We start from the raw sequence: 15,389 nt of genomic DNA, 5'->3' as shown, positions 1-15,389 counted from the left end.
ACCAATGCCATGGGTCTTAATTCTAAAGTCACACGCCACAATCTTGGCAAAACAACAGTCTCAATTGGCGCGACGAATAAAACCACCACCCACCTGAACATTGTGCTCTTTCTGCCACTCGTTGGACTGACGAAGAGCTTCGTCGATCTGCTCTTGAGTCATTTCCTTGGCAATGCGTTTTTTATCATCAGCACCAGCACTTCCACTCAGATCATAGTACTTATAGGCTTCCACAAGATCCCTCTCCACCCCTATACCCTTCTCGTAATACTCAGCCAAGTAAGGGAAGTTTATTATCTGACCTGGCTCAAACTTAGAACACGCCGACTTTTTGGCCCAATAAAAAGATTTTGCCTCATCCACTCCCACACCAACACCCTTGCGGTAAAGATAGGAAAGATTACCAGCAGACTGAGTATCACCTGCCTCACCAGCCTTGCTTAACCAAAAAACGGCCTTATTCATGTTTTTAGAATACAGACCCTGCCAATCACGCCCCCAATAGGCTCTACCAAGCATTCTTTGGGAGAGAATGTAGCCTTCTTCTGCTGTCTCGGTGGCAAGCTGTCTCACCTCATCTAGATTCTTACTTACGCAGACGCCATAGTAATACATAGTTGCAAGGGTATAGCCAGCATCAACCACATCAGCCTGCCATGCTTCCTTTAACAAGCCAACTGCTTTATCACAGTTTTTTGCAACACCAAATCCATCATCTCCTTTTACATAAAGCAATCCCAACATATACTTGTATTTGTACTCATTGACACCATCCGCAGACTTCAGCCCCTCTATAGTCAGGTCGTCATACGCTTCATTAAGCGACCTTCCAGTGGGATCCTGAAAAAAAACTTCCGCATGTGCAGATCGCGCAAATATAGACAACGCAACAAAAACAAAAACAAAAATATTTTTCATTAACCCAGCCTCATTTCCAGTATGTCACGCCTCATAAAACCCAAGCTCGCGTCCCCCACGAGGACACTCAACTCGGCCTTATCTCCAACTTCATCTATGGAATAATCGCCCTGCCACTCCAGAACGTATGATTCGTCAATACATTCAAAAGCAGGTTGATCAGAAAGGTGTACGCCTTGTGAGTGCGAACCTCCAGAAATGGGCAACATTTGATTGCCACCTTCAACCTTTTTGTAACGCCAATCAAAAACATAATCTCTCGTTTCAGAAACCCTTAAACGAGCCTCCAAATCAACAGCACGAAGGACTGGCAAACTTATTTTTACAGCAATCCTCAACAGATTTCTTGCTGGCGCAGACATATCGGTAAGATCGCTAGTACTAAATCCCAGCAGGCCATCACTGACACCAGCATCATTAGCGCCAGAAACAACACGGCTCCACGAGAACTCCACCAAGACCCCCTCAAACACCATCTCCAGCGAGCTTTGCTCGGACGCCATGTCGTCGAACGGCAGGACCTGCATATCTTCTCGTTCCGATGGCTTACCGAGAATGCTGCGGTTCACCCACATCTGCACCGCCGGGGATACCATGGCCACGAATGCATAACCCAGCAGTAGCGTCAGAATCCCGAAAAACACGCCCACCACGAGCCCGACACCCGTGCTCGCGCTGATCACGACGATCGAAGCAATGCCGGCGAGAACCCCAACACCGCCGACGATCATGCCATAGTGGCCGGTAAGACTCTGGCCTGTCTTGTTGGCCTCGTTGGCTTCCGTCAACTTCTTCAGGCCATCCCAGACCGAGATCATGCCACCCGCCGCGCCGAGCACGTCACTGACAAAGGCCCATTTAATCCCACCGATCACCGCGCCTTCTGTCGAGAGGCCCAGGCTCGCCATGCGGATCTTGTGGTAGCCTTCGATCCCCGCCATCGCGCCACTCGCCACGCTGACACCCGAGCCGATGATCTTGCTCCAGTCAGCGCCCTCTTCATCGTCCACGAAGGCGCCTTCTTGCCAGGAGACGATCAGGCTCCATAGCACCAGGCACGCACCGGCGACTTGGCCACTGCCCTTGTGGGCGCTGAAGAGGGTGTTGCCGATATCGCGGGCGTTCTGCGCCAGATCACCCAGGCGCTGCTGTTCATCCTCCGGCGTATAGCTGCCTGGCAGGGCGGGAGGTTCGCCACTCTCCCCCGTCACCGCTTTGATATCCACGTAGACCGGCAAGGCAATGCGTACCGTTCTGTCGCTATCGGCCATAGGGGCGGAAAAGTTGCCGACCATCCCGTCCAGAGACTTCATTGCCTCGCTGGTATCGGCACCTTGATTCGGCTTTTTGGCACTCGCTTGCGAGACGACGCGTAGCCACTGATAGAGTTCGGAGAGCTTGATCTCCCGCTCGACCATGGTGGGCGCCGGCTGCTCGCCGTCCAGCGCTTGCGGGTCGGCCATGAAGGCTAGTTGGTGGTAGCGCACGAACTGAGATAGCGCCGGCTTATAGTCCGGCGCGGGAACACCAGCGGCTCGGTACAGTACCAGCGAGGCAATCGAGTTGCCGATCGTGGTTGCCAGTAGGTCCTGGATCGGGCGCCAGCGGCTGATGATCTGGTCGCTTGTCGGCGCGCGCCCGTCAGGCTTTTGCGTGCGTGCACGTACCTGCTGAAAGCGCTCACCCCATGACTTTAGCGTCTGCGCCGATAGCTGTGACCCAGCGGCCAAGCTACCTAGACGCTCCCGGGCCTGCGCGATAAGTTCGGCGTCATTGGCAAAGAGCGCCGCGAGTAGCGGCGACTCACTCGACTCGAGGTCGTCGGCCAACAGCTTCCATAGGCCACCACTGGAAGGCGACATGATACCGCCACGCAGTGCATTACCTATCAGGCCACTGAGCCCCAGCCCGGTCCAGTAGTCGGACTGGCTGTAACGGCCAATCACGGCGGGCAGACCATGCCTCGCCCAGATGGCATAGTCATCGTCGAATACGGCGGCCAGACTCTGGCAATGTGCCGTATTGTCCTCGTAGGCTTGCTTGAAAGCATTGAGCGCATCGACATCGTACATGCGATGCAACTGCTCCAAGTGCTGCTCGCTAGCCAACTCCGCATCAGATTTCAGACGATTGATGCGGTTACTCAGATCTATCTTTTTCGCATCGCTGGCAGGGCCTTGAGAAGAATTCAATTCATTCAACTCTTTTTCCAACCGGTCCCTTTCGGCTTTATCTTCCTCGGATACTTGGAACAACTCGTCGCGTTCGCGTTGCGCCTGCTCGACGGCACGGTTCAAACGGCCCTCCTCAGCAAACTCAAAAGCGTGCGCGGGTGAAAAATTCTGATCTAAAATCTCGCGATTTTTCTCGACAAACTCATCCCTGGCATTTTTGGCATCCTCGACGGCTTTATCGGCATCCGCTTGCTGCTGGGCCCTGTAGCCTTGTTCGAAGCGTTTTTGAAAGGCATCGATGGCCTGCATGCAGAGCAGCTTGCGACGACGCACATCGTGTATCTGCGCCTCGTCGTCCTCTTCCTCCTTGTTGTAGAAGAATTCTTCGACGCTGGCCAACGCCTGATGCCGATAGGCGTTCAACTCGTCGATGATGCCGATCTCGTCCTTGACCGCGAGAATGAGTCCCTTGCCCTGGTATTCACTGCCGGCGTGGTCGAGCCGGCGTTGCATGGCTTCCCTGAGTTCACCGGGTTTGAATAGCGATCGCGCCGGGCCGCTGGACCAGAACTGTTCATCCAGATTTCCTGCTGCCGCGCTGTACTCGGCGACTTTCTCCAGCTCATCGATGCCAAAGGCGCAAGATTGCCGCTGCCCACTCACCCATGCCGGGATGTTCACCTGCTGCATGTGGGCCTTGCGCCACGCCTCATCACTGCCGATCATCTGGATGTGGGCGTTGGACCAGGGGTGTTCGCTGAAGGCGTAGTAAAGCGTGCCCGACTTCTCGGGAAACGGCAGGGTGACAATAGAAGCATCCAGGACATCGCCGGGCTTGGCCTGACAGCTTTCGGGAAACTTGATTTCGTCCAGCGCCCGCGGCTGTAACACAGGGAACTGATAGTATTTGCCGTCGCTGGTGATCGCGTAGGCGTACCAATGATTCTGGTCGGGGTTGTCCTGATCGTAGAAGTAGAGATACCCCTGGCGTAACTGGCGCAGAATGTACTTGTTGACCTGGCTGCCGGTGCTCTGCGTCAGCTCCGCCCTGACCTCGTCGGGCACACTTCTCGCCTGCTCTTCGCCGCCTACCAGACTCTTGTCCAGCAGGATGTCGGTGAACTCCTGGATTCTCGAGGTCTCGAGTTCCGGTATATCGCCATTGCGGTCGTTACGCTGGCAGACGGCGTAGCGCACGGGAAGGATCGGTAATCCCTTGCGTTCACAGAACTGGCAGCGCCCGCTCTCCTGGCCCGTCGCCTCATTTTCCGCTGCGTGAGCGCCCGCTTGAGATGGTGCCGTCATACTATGTCATCTCCCCCATGTCCGATATCGCTTCCCAGTCAGCGTCGGAAAGCTGATTCGACAATCCAATGTAATTCAACCGTCCGCCCAGGCGGCCCAGCAGCGCCTGCATGATCGGGTGGCGATGAAAATCGATCCGCGTGATCAGCCCGTGAAGTACGAAGGTGGCCACGTCTGCTCGGTCTCGCAGACCGAGGTCGTGCGCGGCGACCAACAAGGCGTCGACGCTGTTCGCGGGCGCTGCCGAGAGTCCCGCCGAGCCAGGGAGCGTGCGATAGAGCTCCCGGCAGCGATTGATCTGTCCGATGCGCTGTATGGCACGCCACTGCTCGGCGCTGGGTTTCAGGCCGCCGAGCCGGCGCACCTCTCCGTGTGGGTCGAGCGCGCGCAGCTGCATCTCGGTATCGAGATAGACCCAGCGATCGATGGGCCCCAGCAGCGCCGAAAGCTGCCAGCGCTCGAGAATGCGCGGCAGGTGCTCCAGCACCCGGGGGTCGTAGAAGCGCAGCAGGGCTGGCTTCCCTTCCGGCGTCATCTGCTTGAGCTGGCGGCCGAGATAGGTGGCAATGCTGGTGCTGGCATGGTGAGAGATCAGCCAGCCGCAGAGCGGCACAGGGCCGAGCAGCCCAGCACCACGCTCGGCGCGCTGGTGATCGAGTTGCGACGCCAGCGCCGCGGCGCGGCGTTGGTCCATCCGTTCGAGATAGAGACGCTGGGCCGGGGTCTGGGCCAGTAGCGGGTGGCGAATCAGCGTCGCCCGCTGGCGAGCCTCGCCGCTCAGCGCCCAGTCCGGTGACTCCGAAGGGTCCACCAGACGGTAAAGCCGCCCTTCCCTGGCGGCCTCATTGGCTTCGGCCATCCACGCCGCATCGCTCACGCTGCGCATTGCTAGCTTTCCACGCTACCATCACCGCTGCCTGCCGCAGCCTGGCTCTTGCTGGCACAGAGCACGTCTTCCCCCTCAGGCAGCTCGGGCGGGGTGGCGTTCAGGCTCGCCGGCCCGCCGAAGTTCTTCGTCGCGCCCTTGACGGTGACCTTGCCGGGGGCGTGCAGCTCGATATCTCCGCCCTTGATGCGCACGTAGGCACCGCCGCTGACCAGCAGAATCTCCTTGGCGGCAGCGAAGTCGATCTTGTCTTCCGTGGAGGTCACGCCGAGATCCCGCCGCGCGGTGGCTTCCAGGTTGTCCGACTGCGCCTGCATCTCTACCTTGCCGCGGGCCGCGAACAGTTTGATGCCGGCTTTCTGCACGAACAGCGAGAGCTTCTCGGAGATCGAGGCGACCAGACTCTTGCCGGTGGCCACGTTGACGTCCTCGCCGCTGGAGACGCTCAGCGAGCGGCCCTGGGCCAGGTGGGTCGATTCCGGCGTGCTCAGGGTGATGCCGGCGGGCGAGGCCATATGCAGCCACGGCGCTTTCATGCGTGCCGCTTCGCCGCGGCCGCCGCTGTCGGTGGCGCCACGGGCGTTGTCCTGCTTGGCATCCGCGAGCTGTTCGCTGTTGCCGTAGGTGTCGTCGGCGTCTTCGCCCGCCTGCTTGAGGTGCTCGCGGGCGTCGAGGGCGTCGGCGTTGTGGTCCGCCGCGCTCTGGCTGAGGCTGTCGCTGAGCTGGTAGGCGCTGTCGAGCTGCTGCTTGGCCGGCGTCAAATCGAGCTGGTCACCGCTGGCGCCGAGCTGGCCCCAGCTGGTGAGGTAGAGCCCCTGATTGGCGCGGATGGCGCCATAGGCATCGGTGCGCAGCTCGAACCCGGTGCCGCGGAAGGCGCCACGGGTGTTGCCGGTCTGGTGGATCAGGTAGCCGAGGTTGAGCTGGCTCTTCTCCGCTTCGGAGTTGAGACGGACGCGTTCCTGGTCGGTGGCGTCGTCGAACACCAGCTCGTTGTACTTGCTGCCGCGGTAGGTCTTGCTCTTGAACCCGGAGAGCAGGCCGTGGCTGTGCCAGTCCGGGGTCTGTTCGCCGTTGTAGACCCGGCCGGTGATCAGCGGGCGGTCGGCATCGCCTTCGAGGAAGTCGACCAGCACTTCCTGGCCGATACGCGGCACGAACACGCTGCCCCAGCCGGCGCCGGCGTTGGGCTGGGAGACCCGCAACCAGACGCTTGAGTTCTCATCGTTTTGCCCCTGGCGGTCCCAGTGGAACTGCACCCGCACGCGGTTGAGGTGGTCGGTGTGGATCTCTTCATTAGCCGGGCCGACCACGGTGGCGGTCTGCGGCCCGCCAATCACCGGGCGGCGGTGGGTCAGCGGGTGGCGGTAGGGTTGGCTGAGGCGCTGGGCTTCGAGGTCGACCAGAAAGTGACCGGTGCCGCCGCTGGCATAGTCGGAGAGACGCTCACCAGTAGGATCTGCGGTATCAGCTTCCAGCCCGTGCGCCTGCTTGGCGGCGTCGAGCTGGGGCTGCAGGCTGCCCGGCAGCGCCTGGAGCTGGGCCGAGACCGGCAGCGCGTTCTCGGCGTGGACGGTAACACCCAGCAGCAGGAACTGGCGCTCGGGCTCACCGCCGGTGTCGTGCAGCGGGTGCTGGGTGAGTTCGAACCAGCGCCCGGCCTGGAGCTGACGCGCACCGCCGCTGCCGCGGAAGCGCTTGGCGCGGGACTCATGGGCTTCCAGGCGGTTCTCGGTCAGCCGTTCGCCGCGCTCATGGCCGTGGTAGTAGTACTCGCCGGCGTAGTCGTAGAGCTCGGTCCGCGGCAGGTTGCCCTGGTCGCTGAGGGTGTCGAGCCCAGTGCGCTTGGTCAGCGAGGGCTGCTTGTAGTCGAAGGTGCCGACGCTGACACGGGTGGGCTGCTGGGTACGCACGCCGCCCCACTGGGTGAGGGCGTCCTCACGCTCGGTGGCCGCCTGGCGGTGGAAGCGGATCGCCTGGGGGCTGACCGGTTGGGTGGTATCGACATCGTCGGTGATGACAATACGGTGGCCCGCATAATCATCGTCTTCGCCGGCAAATTCGGCGTAGTAGAACAGGCCCTCTTCCTGCATCAGCCGGCTGACGAAGTTCAGATCGCTCTCGCGGTACTGCACGCAGTAGCTGCGCGCCGGGTAGTCGCGGCGCAGGTCGAAGCGGTAGCGGCCCTGGGCCAACTCATAACCGTCGAACACGGCGGTGAGTACATCGACAACGCTACGGTCCTGGAAGATGCGGCTGTCGCGGCCCAGGCCGAGCATGGCGAGCCACGGCACCAGGGTGAGCTGGTAGTAGGTAACACCGCCATCCTCGCCCAGCAGCGCGGCCTCGGAGACCAGCCCGTGCAGCGGGCGATAGCTGCCATCGGCCTGCAGGATCGAGAGCCGCGCCGGCTGCGCCATCAGCGTCTTGAGCTCGATATCGCCCTGCTGGGAGATGCAGTCCAGCGTGTAGGTGAAAGGCGCGCTGACGCGCTCTTCGCCCACCAGCCGGTGGGGCACGAGCGCGGTGCCGGCAACGTCGAGAGTCAGCAGCCGCTGCGACTGCGACAGGTCGATATCGAACGTCTCGCGCAGCGCGTCGAGGGTGATGTCTGCCATGTTACCTCCGCAGCCTCTCGCCGGCGGGTGCTTGTTCCCGCGTCGGGTCGGTGGCTAAATTAACGCTCGCCGGCTCGCCGAAACGAGCCCGCTCCTTTTCACCCTTGCCAGGAAGCCCTGACCGATGAAAGGCATCGTTGTACTCGGTGACGCCACGAGCCATGGCGGCAAAGTCATTACCGCACAGAGCAGCTACCTGATCGATGGCAAGCCGGTGGCCTGCGTTGGCGACAAGGTCACCTGCCCCAAGGATGGCCATGGCAGCACCACGGTGATCGTCGAAGGTCATCCGACCATGAAGGTCAACGGCAAGCCGGTGGCGCTGCACGGCCACAAGACCGCCTGCGGGGCGACCCTGATCTCTTCGCACAACGGCGACAGCGGTCACGACTGAGCCTCCACCGGCTGCGCGGCCGAGGTTACGGCCATCGCCGCGCAGCTTTTCAGCGCCCAGGCCTGGGTGCTCTGCTCCGCCTGCAGCGTGAGTACCAGCGCATGCTGCTCGGGGGTGCAGGCCGCCACCGCCAGCACGAACGGCAATACGCGGGTGGCTTCGCCGCTCCAGCCGCACAGCGTATCGACACCCAGTCCATCCTCGACCGTATCCAGATCGGGCCAGCGCTCGACTACCGCACCACCCAGCTCCACTGCCCGCCCGGGCAGGCCCAGCGCATCGACCACCAGGCGCGAAGGCGCCACGGGCAACGCCTCTTCGCCATCCGCCGACTCATCTGCCCCAGACGATGGCCAAAGCTCGTCGAGCAGCGTGATCAGCGCCTGGCGCTTGTCGTGGTCACGCCGCGTCGCCCGCGGCGCATGCTCCCGCCGGATGCCAGCCTCCAGATACCAGCCGCTGTCGAACGTAGCGTTCTCCGCCGTCAACCGCTGCAGCAGCAGCGCCGCCACCGCCTCACCGGGATAGAGCCCTCCGCCGCGCGACGTGCGCGTCAGCAGATCGCGATAGCGCAGCGAGCCCACGTCGCTGTCGTTGACCAGCGAATCCGCACCGATCCACAGCACATAGGGCATACCGCCCTGCTCGCCGACCGCGAGCGTGGCGTGCGGGTCCGCCCCTTCCGGGGCCAGCCGCACCTCGCCCAGGCAGGCGCCGTACTGAGTCTCGGCGATGGCGTCACGCAGGCGTGACTGCACGATGTCGGCGGCTTCCCGCGAGCGAAACGGCGCGCTGAGCAGCACATCGAAGTGGCTCTCCTCGGGCAGCACTTCGAGCATCATCAGCGCTTCGATCACCACCGTCTGGATCAACTGATGCAGCCGCAGCGCCTTGGCGTCGAGCCGGCCCAGGCGCGGCTCGTTCACGCTCATGGCATCGCCCACCCGGTGCACCAGTAGGCGATAGCCGTCGGCGCCGTAGAGCGTCGACGACAGCTCCGGCGTGGCCGGTTCGGGGATCTCGCCGCTGCGGATGAACCCGGCGGCCGTCAGCGCCAGGCCATCGATGATCCGAAGCCGGTCAGGGAGATAGTCGCTGCGGATCGCGACCGGTTCCTCGACCGGCTCACTGACGACCTGGCGCTGATGCAGGAGATCGAATATCGAGGCGCGGGACATGGTCAGTAGTCATCATCCTTCGGCTGCGTACCCAGGGTGTCGCGGATGTTGTCGATCACGCCGTGATCCTTGATCACATCCTTGAGCCACTCTTCCAGCGGCATACGGCCCCACTTCACCGCTCGCTCGATCAGGTAAGGCACCGGGCTGTGGGGCTCGCGCTCCTTGAAGTAGCGCGCCACACCGTTGAGCATCTCGAACGCTTCGTCGCGGCTCTGGGGCTTGGTGCGCAACGCCCCCGCCGGCTCGGCCGCCGCGGGCGCCGACAGGCTCGGCTCGACCCGGGTCGCGGCGGGCTCTTCCGCCTTCACCTCGGCGGCAGCCTCGGCATCGGCGCTGGCAGAGACGTCGGCCCCGCGCTCGCGCAACAGTTTTTCGGTCAGGTCGCGGCACTGCACCAGCACTTTCTGCAACCCGGCGAAGCTCGGCGCGTCACGGCCGAAGCGCTGATCGCCGATATCTTCCAGCTGCTCCAGCGCCACCAGAGTGGCGGCAATCACGGCGTGGCGCTGCTGCAGGAAGTCGGTACTGGTGAGCACCACCGAGCGCTGGAAGATCTCGTCGTTGATCTTGCCATCGCTGAGGGCGCGATCCATGGCATCGGGGTCGTTGCGCGCCTGGTTCTCGACCTGGCGCGACTCGTCGTAGTCGGCCAGCCCGTAGCCGTCACCGTCGAGCAACGGCAGCGTGCGCACCACGCCGATCAGCGTATCGCCCAGCCAACTCAGCCGTGCCGAGCGCTCTTCGAGGTCATCCTCGTCGAGTTCGGGATAAAGGGTCTCCCAGTATTCGTCGAGCAAGCGGGCTTCGAGAGTCAGGCCGAAGGCGATACCGTCGAAGCCCTCGCGATGCGCCAGCCCCTCGCACAGCCAGCCGGCGAGCTGGAGATCCTTGCTCTGCGCGATCAGCGCCTCGCTGGTGAGGTTGATCACCTGGCCCCAGTCGGACTGCTTGAGTTCGGTCTGCCACTCACCCTGGGGCAGGTAGGTGGGGTCGGCGCGGCGCGCCTCCTTGATCTGGTCGAACAGCAGCGAGAAGGTCAGATCCTCGCCGCCGGCGTGGCTGGCGCCCTCGATGGGGGCGAGCAACGCCTCGATGGAAAGTTCGCCGAGTTGATCCATGTCGTCCCTCGTCAACGGCTCGGGCCGCGGCGGCTATCGGCGCAACGCTCGCCCCGGCAATGAAATGGCAGTAACGCAGTCTCTTGATCCAGTAGTCTTTCGGCCCAGTAGCCTCTCGACTAAGCAGTTTCCAGAACGAGATGACTGACGACCGCGATGACTGACCGGGAGCGGCGCGGGAACGCTGCCCCACCGCTCCCGGTCAGTCGACGCGTCATGCTTGGCAACCGGTCACCGGCAGTGAATGCCAGCAACGCAAACGCCCGCGCGGCTCCCACAGGAGAGCCGCCGGGCGTCGGCGCCACACGCTCACCCGCCGCCACGGGTGAGCGCTGTGCCGCTCGGCCGCTCGCGCAGAGCGGCCGTCGCAACTCGGGCGCGAGCCCGATATCAGGCGTAGACCTTGTTGCGGGTGCGGTCCCAGCCGCCGGCGACGTTGCCGCCACCCTGGCCGTCGGAACGCTTCTGCTGGGTGTAGGTGATCTTGATCCGCGCGTAGTTGAACTTGACGGTCTCGTACGGCAGGTCGTGACGATCTTCGCTCTCGTTCTGCTCGAAGCCGGTCGACACGGAGGTGCCTTCCATTTCGGTCGAGGAGACGATCACCTCTTCCAGCTTGACCTCCATGTAACGCACCTTGTCACCACCGGCGCGGTTCACGTGCAGCACGACTTCCTTGATGTGCTGACCTTTACAGCAGGACTCGAACAGCTTGGCGGACGCCTTGTCGACGAACTTCTGAATGCGGAATTCGCTCAGGTTGACGCGCTCGGCCGAGGCACCGCCGGCTGAACTGGCGGTGGCCGAAGTGGCCTGGCTAGCGCCGAAGTCGAAGCTCTTCAGTTCGATCCAGTCAACGTGCTTGTCGTCCAGGCTTTCACCGGGGATGCCGTCGATCTTGAGATACGCATCGAATGCCATGTGCTCTGTTCTCCTATTTACTCACTCGCGAATAGCCGCTCCTGATGCGCGATGGCAATCGACCTCGCGCATGCCGGGCGACCCCTGGCCCACTTGACGACCATCGAAAAACGCGACGGCCGAAAAGCATACAAATCTCAACTGACTGATCTTGTTAGGTAAAGCAGCAACGCCAACAAATAACGAAGTTTAATTAGACAATATCAAAACCCGTGCATACGCCTTTTTTTGTAAGAGATTGCCGACAAAGGCATGGTCAATCTCTTACATGATCGCAGCCGGTTTCAAAATGCCTCCGACACGCTGCAAAACCTCACACGATTCGGGTGAACCTCAATTATATCCACCCATCTTAAACTTTAAAGACAATCTCTACATTTAAACACACTTTACATATTTCGTTACATTTCAGGAAAACAGCAGTGCACGCTATCACTGCTGCTTCTTGACTTCGATCTCTACCCGGCGGTTCGGCGCCAGGCACTCGATCAGCTGCGCCCGCGGCTGATTGGGGTCACAGGTCACCAGCGGACGCTCGCTGCCCGCCCCCTTGGCCTCGATCAAGCCCGCCGGCACGCCCTTGCCCACCAGGTACTGGCGCACGGTCATCGCCCGCTGCAGCGAGAGCTGCTGGTTCACCGTCTCGTTGCCGATCGGGTCGGCGTGACCGGTGATCAGGATCTGCCCCAGGTCCTGGGTGTTGAGCAGGCGCTGTGCCAGCTCGTCCAGCTCCTTCTGCCCTGCCTGCTGCAGGCCGGCGTAGTCGCCGCGGCCAAAGGCGAACAGGGTGTCGGATTCGAGCACGATGGTCTCGGTGCTGGTCAGGGTCTGCTCCAGCAGGCTGTCGATGTAGTTGCGGCTGCTCGACACCAGGAAAGCGTTGGAGGTGATCCGCGGCACGTCCGGCTCGTGGATCTGCTCGCTGTAGAAGTCGATCTGGCGCCCGGCGTAGCGGTAATCGGCGCGGTCCTCGTCGATCTTCGCCCCGGTACGCTGCTGGATCGCCGGATACCAGAACGCCGGCAGGCGGTTGCGCAGGGCCTCGCTGTCGATATCGTCACGGTCCATGTCCGACAGCATCAGATAGGTATCCAGCGTATTGCGCCCGAACTTGGCCAGCGACTCCGCGGTGTTGTCCCGCGGGCGGGCATAGGGCGCCACGGTGTCGGGCCCGTCCACCGCGTGCAGCTCGTCGGTGGTGCGTTTGTAGACACCGATGGTGGTGAGCGAGAACAGCGAGCGGGTCAGGTTCTGCTCCACCGGCTCCAGCATCACCGTGCGCAGGCGCTCGAAGTAGTGCTCGCGGATCGCTGGTTCTATCGCATCGCCCTGGTAGAGCCCCCAGCCCATCGACCAGGGCACGCCGTCGCCGTGCTCGCGCTGATAGTAGTGGCTTCCCCAGTCGCGCAGCGCGTCCAGGCTGTGCCAGCGGGCGTACTGGGTCGGCTGCTGATCGTCCTCGGCCGTGGCCTCGGCGAAGGTGTGCGACATCGCTTCGATCTCGCCGTGGTTGCGCACCGCCGAGGTGATCCACAGGGTACAGGCGACGATCCCCAGCGCGGCAGCCGCGAGCCCCCAGCGCAGCTTGCGCCGTTTGCCGCGCACGTCCGTCGAATAGAGCCCGGCCAGATGGCGGTCGGCGATGATCACCTGACGGAACAGGTTGCCGATGAAGAAGGCGTGATTGACGCGCTCTTCCGAGAGCTGCCCGGGCTTGGCCAGGGCAAAGTGACGGCCCACGCGGCTGGCGTGCTCACCTTCGATGGCATCACCCTCCTGCAGGGCGCTGACGAAGTAGAAGCCGCGCAGCAGCGGTGCACTCTGGTAGGGGTTGGCATTGGTCAGCGCATCGACGAAGCGCGTCAGCGAGTCGCGCAGCGCCGCCAGCTCCAGCGGGAAGCGGAAGGCCGCCACGTCGCGGCGGGTGTCGACCACGTCACGCTGGACGATTTCGTCGTCACCCACCTGTAGCCAGTGATGGCACAGCGCCTGCAGCGCGCTGTCGAACTGCTGCCCCCAGTTGACATCGCTGGGCTGCTGATGCGGGAAGGTATGCCCGAGCACGTCGCTGCGGTGCTGCGGGTCGAGGCGCTCGAAGAAGGTGGTGAAGCCTTCGATCAGGTCGCACTTGGTGAACACCAGATAGATCGGCAGCCGCGCCTCCAGCTGCTCACGCGCCTCCTGAATGCGCTCGCGCAGACGCCGCGCCAGGTTGTTGCGCTGGGTATCGCTGGCCTGCACCACGTCGCTGATATTGACCGCGACGATTAGACCGTTGAGCGGGCAGTGGCGGCGATGCGACTTGAGCAGGGCGAGAAAGCCCTTCCACTTGCCGACCTCCTCTTCGCTGTTCATGTAGCGCCCGGCGGTATCCAGCAGGATGGCGTCGGAGCTGAAGAACCAGTCGCAGTGGCGGGTACCGCCCATGCCGGCGACCCGAGCGTTCTCGCGCTCGGCGAACGGGAAATTGAGCCCGGACTCGTAGACCATGGTGCTTTTGCCGGCCGCCGGCTGCCCCACGATCATGTACCAGGGCAGCGCATAGAGCGCATCGTTGCCGCGCTGGCCCTTACGCTTGCCACTCTGCTTGAGGCGTTCGATGGTCTTGAGCAGGCGCTCGCGCAGCAGGCTGATCTCTTCGCGGTCCTGGGGGCTCGCCTCGAGCACAGCAGCGTCGGCGTCCTCCATCAGCAAATGCTCGAGATTGCGCTTCTGCCCCACCCCGCGGTAGAGCAGCAGCACGTAGAGCGCTGACGCCAGCAGGAACAGCACGATCCCGCTGAGCAGGCTGGCCAGCGACGAAAAGCCCAGTGCGACGCCCAGCCGCCAGACCAGAAAGATGGCGGCGAAGAACAAGAGCCCCAGGATGTAGGGCTGATACTTGAAGAAGGCGTACTTCAGATAAGCGATTTTGAAACGTTTCATCGATGCGATCTGCTCATGCTCGGGTGTCTACCGTGCGTCGCACGGAAATTGCGCCATGAAATCGGCCAGACTCAACCGGGTATCCGGGAGCGGCAAGGTACCGGGATGCGGCTCGTCGTCCGCAAAGGGCGACAGCACGTCGATGCACAGACGCCTGTCGTCCGGGTTCGAGAGCACCTCGAAGAACTGTTCCGCGCTCTGCCAGACCGGCATCAGCAACAGCCGCGGGCGCATGAAGTCGTCGACCAGCAGGCTCATCACCGGCGTGCCGCCGGGGCAGGCAGCCCCCAGCCACTGCTGCCAGAGATCGGCGACCGGGCGCTTGAGCCCGCGCTCCGCTGGTAGCGGCAGCATCACGGCCTGGGTACTGCCGGCGCGCCAGCGCATCAGCGCATAGTGCAGGCGATGCAGGCAGCCGCCGCTGACGAACTCCGGCCAGCCCCACTCCAGCGCCTTGGCCACGTCGGCGAAGCTGTAGTCGAGCAAAAAGCGCTGATGGATGCGCTGATACAGCGCGATGTCCTGATCGTTGAGCTGGCGCAGCTCGCCGATCGCCGCCACCGGGTCGATCGGCGACGCGCCATGCACGGAGTCGGTGAGGATCGTCCGTGCCTGGGCGGCGAAGATTTCGCCCAGGGTGTTGATGCAGGGCAGCACCGCGGGGCGCCCTTCCGCCTTCAGCGTCTGGAAGACGAAGAACGGATAGCGCCGCCCGGAGGCGTCTGCCGAGCTGATCATGGCCCCGGTGACATCGCTGCCGTTGCGCGCGTGATAGTTGAAGAAGCACACCGGCAGCGCATCGAAGCGACGCTGCCAGTCGTCGTGGTCGAGAAACTGCAACAGCGCACTCTGTAACCACTGGTCGAGCTCCTGGATCACTGCTCCGGTGGCGTTCACGCCTACGAAGTCGGCCTGCGTGGGAATCTTGCCAAAGCAGCCGATCATGCCG

General features: G+C 62.6%; 10 protein-coding genes. 1 reads left to right on the top strand and 9 read right to left on the bottom strand.

Annotation, left to right across the window (positions count from 1 at the left end; all coding sequences use genetic code 11):
• Positions 1-60: 60 nt before the first annotated feature.
• Genes ABV408_RS07290 through ABV408_RS07275 form a run of 4 tightly spaced genes read right to left on the bottom strand, consistent with a single transcriptional unit; the run spans position 61 to position 7,901 of the window.
• Positions 61-918, bottom strand: coding sequence for a tetratricopeptide repeat protein (locus tag ABV408_RS07290; RefSeq protein ID WP_353981781.1), 858 nt, complete (start codon positions 916-918; stop codon positions 61-63).
• Positions 918-4,397 (bottom strand): T6SS effector BTH_I2691 family protein, encoded by a 3,480-nt coding sequence (locus ABV408_RS07285; protein WP_353981780.1) that lies wholly within the window; start codon positions 4,395-4,397, stop codon positions 918-920. The genes ABV408_RS07290 and ABV408_RS07285 overlap by 1 nt, the downstream gene beginning before the upstream one ends.
• 1 nt (position 4,398) lies before the next feature.
• The gene (locus ABV408_RS07280) at positions 4,399-5,283 is read right to left on the bottom strand and encodes a DUF4123 domain-containing protein (protein ID WP_353981779.1); all 885 of its coding nucleotides are present in this window, start codon (positions 5,281-5,283) and stop codon (positions 4,399-4,401) included.
• Between the two features lie 2 nt (positions 5,284-5,285).
• Positions 5,286-7,901: a type VI secretion system tip protein TssI/VgrG gene (locus ABV408_RS07275; RefSeq protein WP_353981778.1), complete on the bottom strand. Its 2,616-nt coding sequence runs from the start codon at positions 7,899-7,901 to the stop codon at positions 5,286-5,288.
• A 124-nt stretch (positions 7,902-8,025) separates the two neighbouring features.
• On the opposite strand from ABV408_RS07275, the gene ABV408_RS07270 reads away from it, so the two are divergent.
• Positions 8,026-8,295 carry a PAAR domain-containing protein gene (locus ABV408_RS07270; protein WP_035469462.1) on the top strand — a complete coding sequence of 90 codons (270 nt, stop codon included), beginning with the start codon at positions 8,026-8,028 and terminating at the stop codon, positions 8,293-8,295.
• On the opposite strand, the gene ABV408_RS07265 is transcribed toward ABV408_RS07270, so the two are convergent.
• From ABV408_RS07265 to tagF, 5 genes are all read right to left on the bottom strand, one after another.
• Complete coding sequence (locus tag ABV408_RS07265) at positions 8,286-9,473, bottom strand: hypothetical protein (RefSeq protein WP_353981777.1); 1,188 nt, start codon at positions 9,471-9,473, stop codon at positions 8,286-8,288. The two genes, ABV408_RS07270 and ABV408_RS07265, sit on opposite strands and share 10 nt — an antisense overlap.
• 2 nt (positions 9,474-9,475) lie before the next feature.
• Entirely contained in the window at positions 9,476-10,594 is a 1,119-nt protein-coding gene (gene tssA / locus ABV408_RS07260; protein WP_353981776.1) for a type VI secretion system protein TssA, read from the bottom strand.
• 390 nt (positions 10,595-10,984) lie between these two features.
• Positions 10,985-11,515, bottom strand: coding sequence for a type VI secretion system tube protein Hcp (locus ABV408_RS07255; protein ID WP_035469455.1), 531 nt, complete (start codon positions 11,513-11,515; stop codon positions 10,985-10,987).
• A 432-nt stretch (positions 11,516-11,947) separates the two neighbouring features.
• The gene (tssM, locus tag ABV408_RS07250; protein WP_353981775.1) at positions 11,948-14,440 is read right to left on the bottom strand and encodes a type VI secretion system membrane subunit TssM; all 2,493 of its coding nucleotides are present in this window, start codon (positions 14,438-14,440) and stop codon (positions 11,948-11,950) included.
• Between the two features lie 27 nt (positions 14,441-14,467).
• On the bottom strand, positions 14,468-15,385 hold the full coding sequence (gene tagF, locus ABV408_RS07245) for a type VI secretion system-associated protein TagF (protein ID WP_353981774.1): 918 nt from the start codon (positions 15,383-15,385) through the stop codon (positions 14,468-14,470).
• Between the last annotated feature and the right edge of the window lie 4 nt (positions 15,386-15,389).

Source organism: Salinicola endophyticus, assembly GCF_040536835.1.
Taxonomy (GTDB): Bacteria; Pseudomonadota; Gammaproteobacteria; order Pseudomonadales; family Halomonadaceae; genus Salinicola; species Salinicola endophyticus_A.
This window is presented reverse-complemented; position numbering and strand designations above follow the sequence as displayed.

Excerpts from the sequence above, each read along its gene's own strand:
- tagF (WP_353981774.1), bottom strand. The coding sequence starts at position 15,385 with ATGATCGGCTGCTTTGGCAAGATTCCCACGCAGGCCGACTTCGTAGGC.
- tssA (WP_353981776.1), bottom strand. The coding sequence starts at position 10,594 with ATGGATCAACTCGGCGAACTTTCCATCGAGGCGTTGCTCGCCCCCATC.
- ABV408_RS07265 (WP_353981777.1), bottom strand. The coding sequence starts at position 9,473 with ATGTCCCGCGCCTCGATATTCGATCTCCTGCATCAGCGCCAGGTCGTC.
- ABV408_RS07290 (WP_353981781.1), bottom strand. The coding sequence starts at position 918 with ATGAAAAATATTTTTGTTTTTGTTTTTGTTGCGTTGTCTATATTTGCG.
- ABV408_RS07270 (WP_035469462.1), top strand. The coding sequence starts at position 8,026 with ATGAAAGGCATCGTTGTACTCGGTGACGCCACGAGCCATGGCGGCAAA.
- ABV408_RS07275 (WP_353981778.1), bottom strand. The coding sequence starts at position 7,901 with ATGGCAGACATCACCCTCGACGCGCTGCGCGAGACGTTCGATATCGAC.
- ABV408_RS07280 (WP_353981779.1), bottom strand. The coding sequence starts at position 5,283 with ATGCGCAGCGTGAGCGATGCGGCGTGGATGGCCGAAGCCAATGAGGCC.
- tssM (WP_353981775.1), bottom strand. The coding sequence starts at position 14,440 with ATGAAACGTTTCAAAATCGCTTATCTGAAGTACGCCTTCTTCAAGTAT.
- ABV408_RS07255 (WP_035469455.1), bottom strand. The coding sequence starts at position 11,515 with ATGGCATTCGATGCGTATCTCAAGATCGACGGCATCCCCGGTGAAAGC.
- ABV408_RS07285 (WP_353981780.1), bottom strand. The coding sequence starts at position 4,397 with ATGACGGCACCATCTCAAGCGGGCGCTCACGCAGCGGAAAATGAGGCG.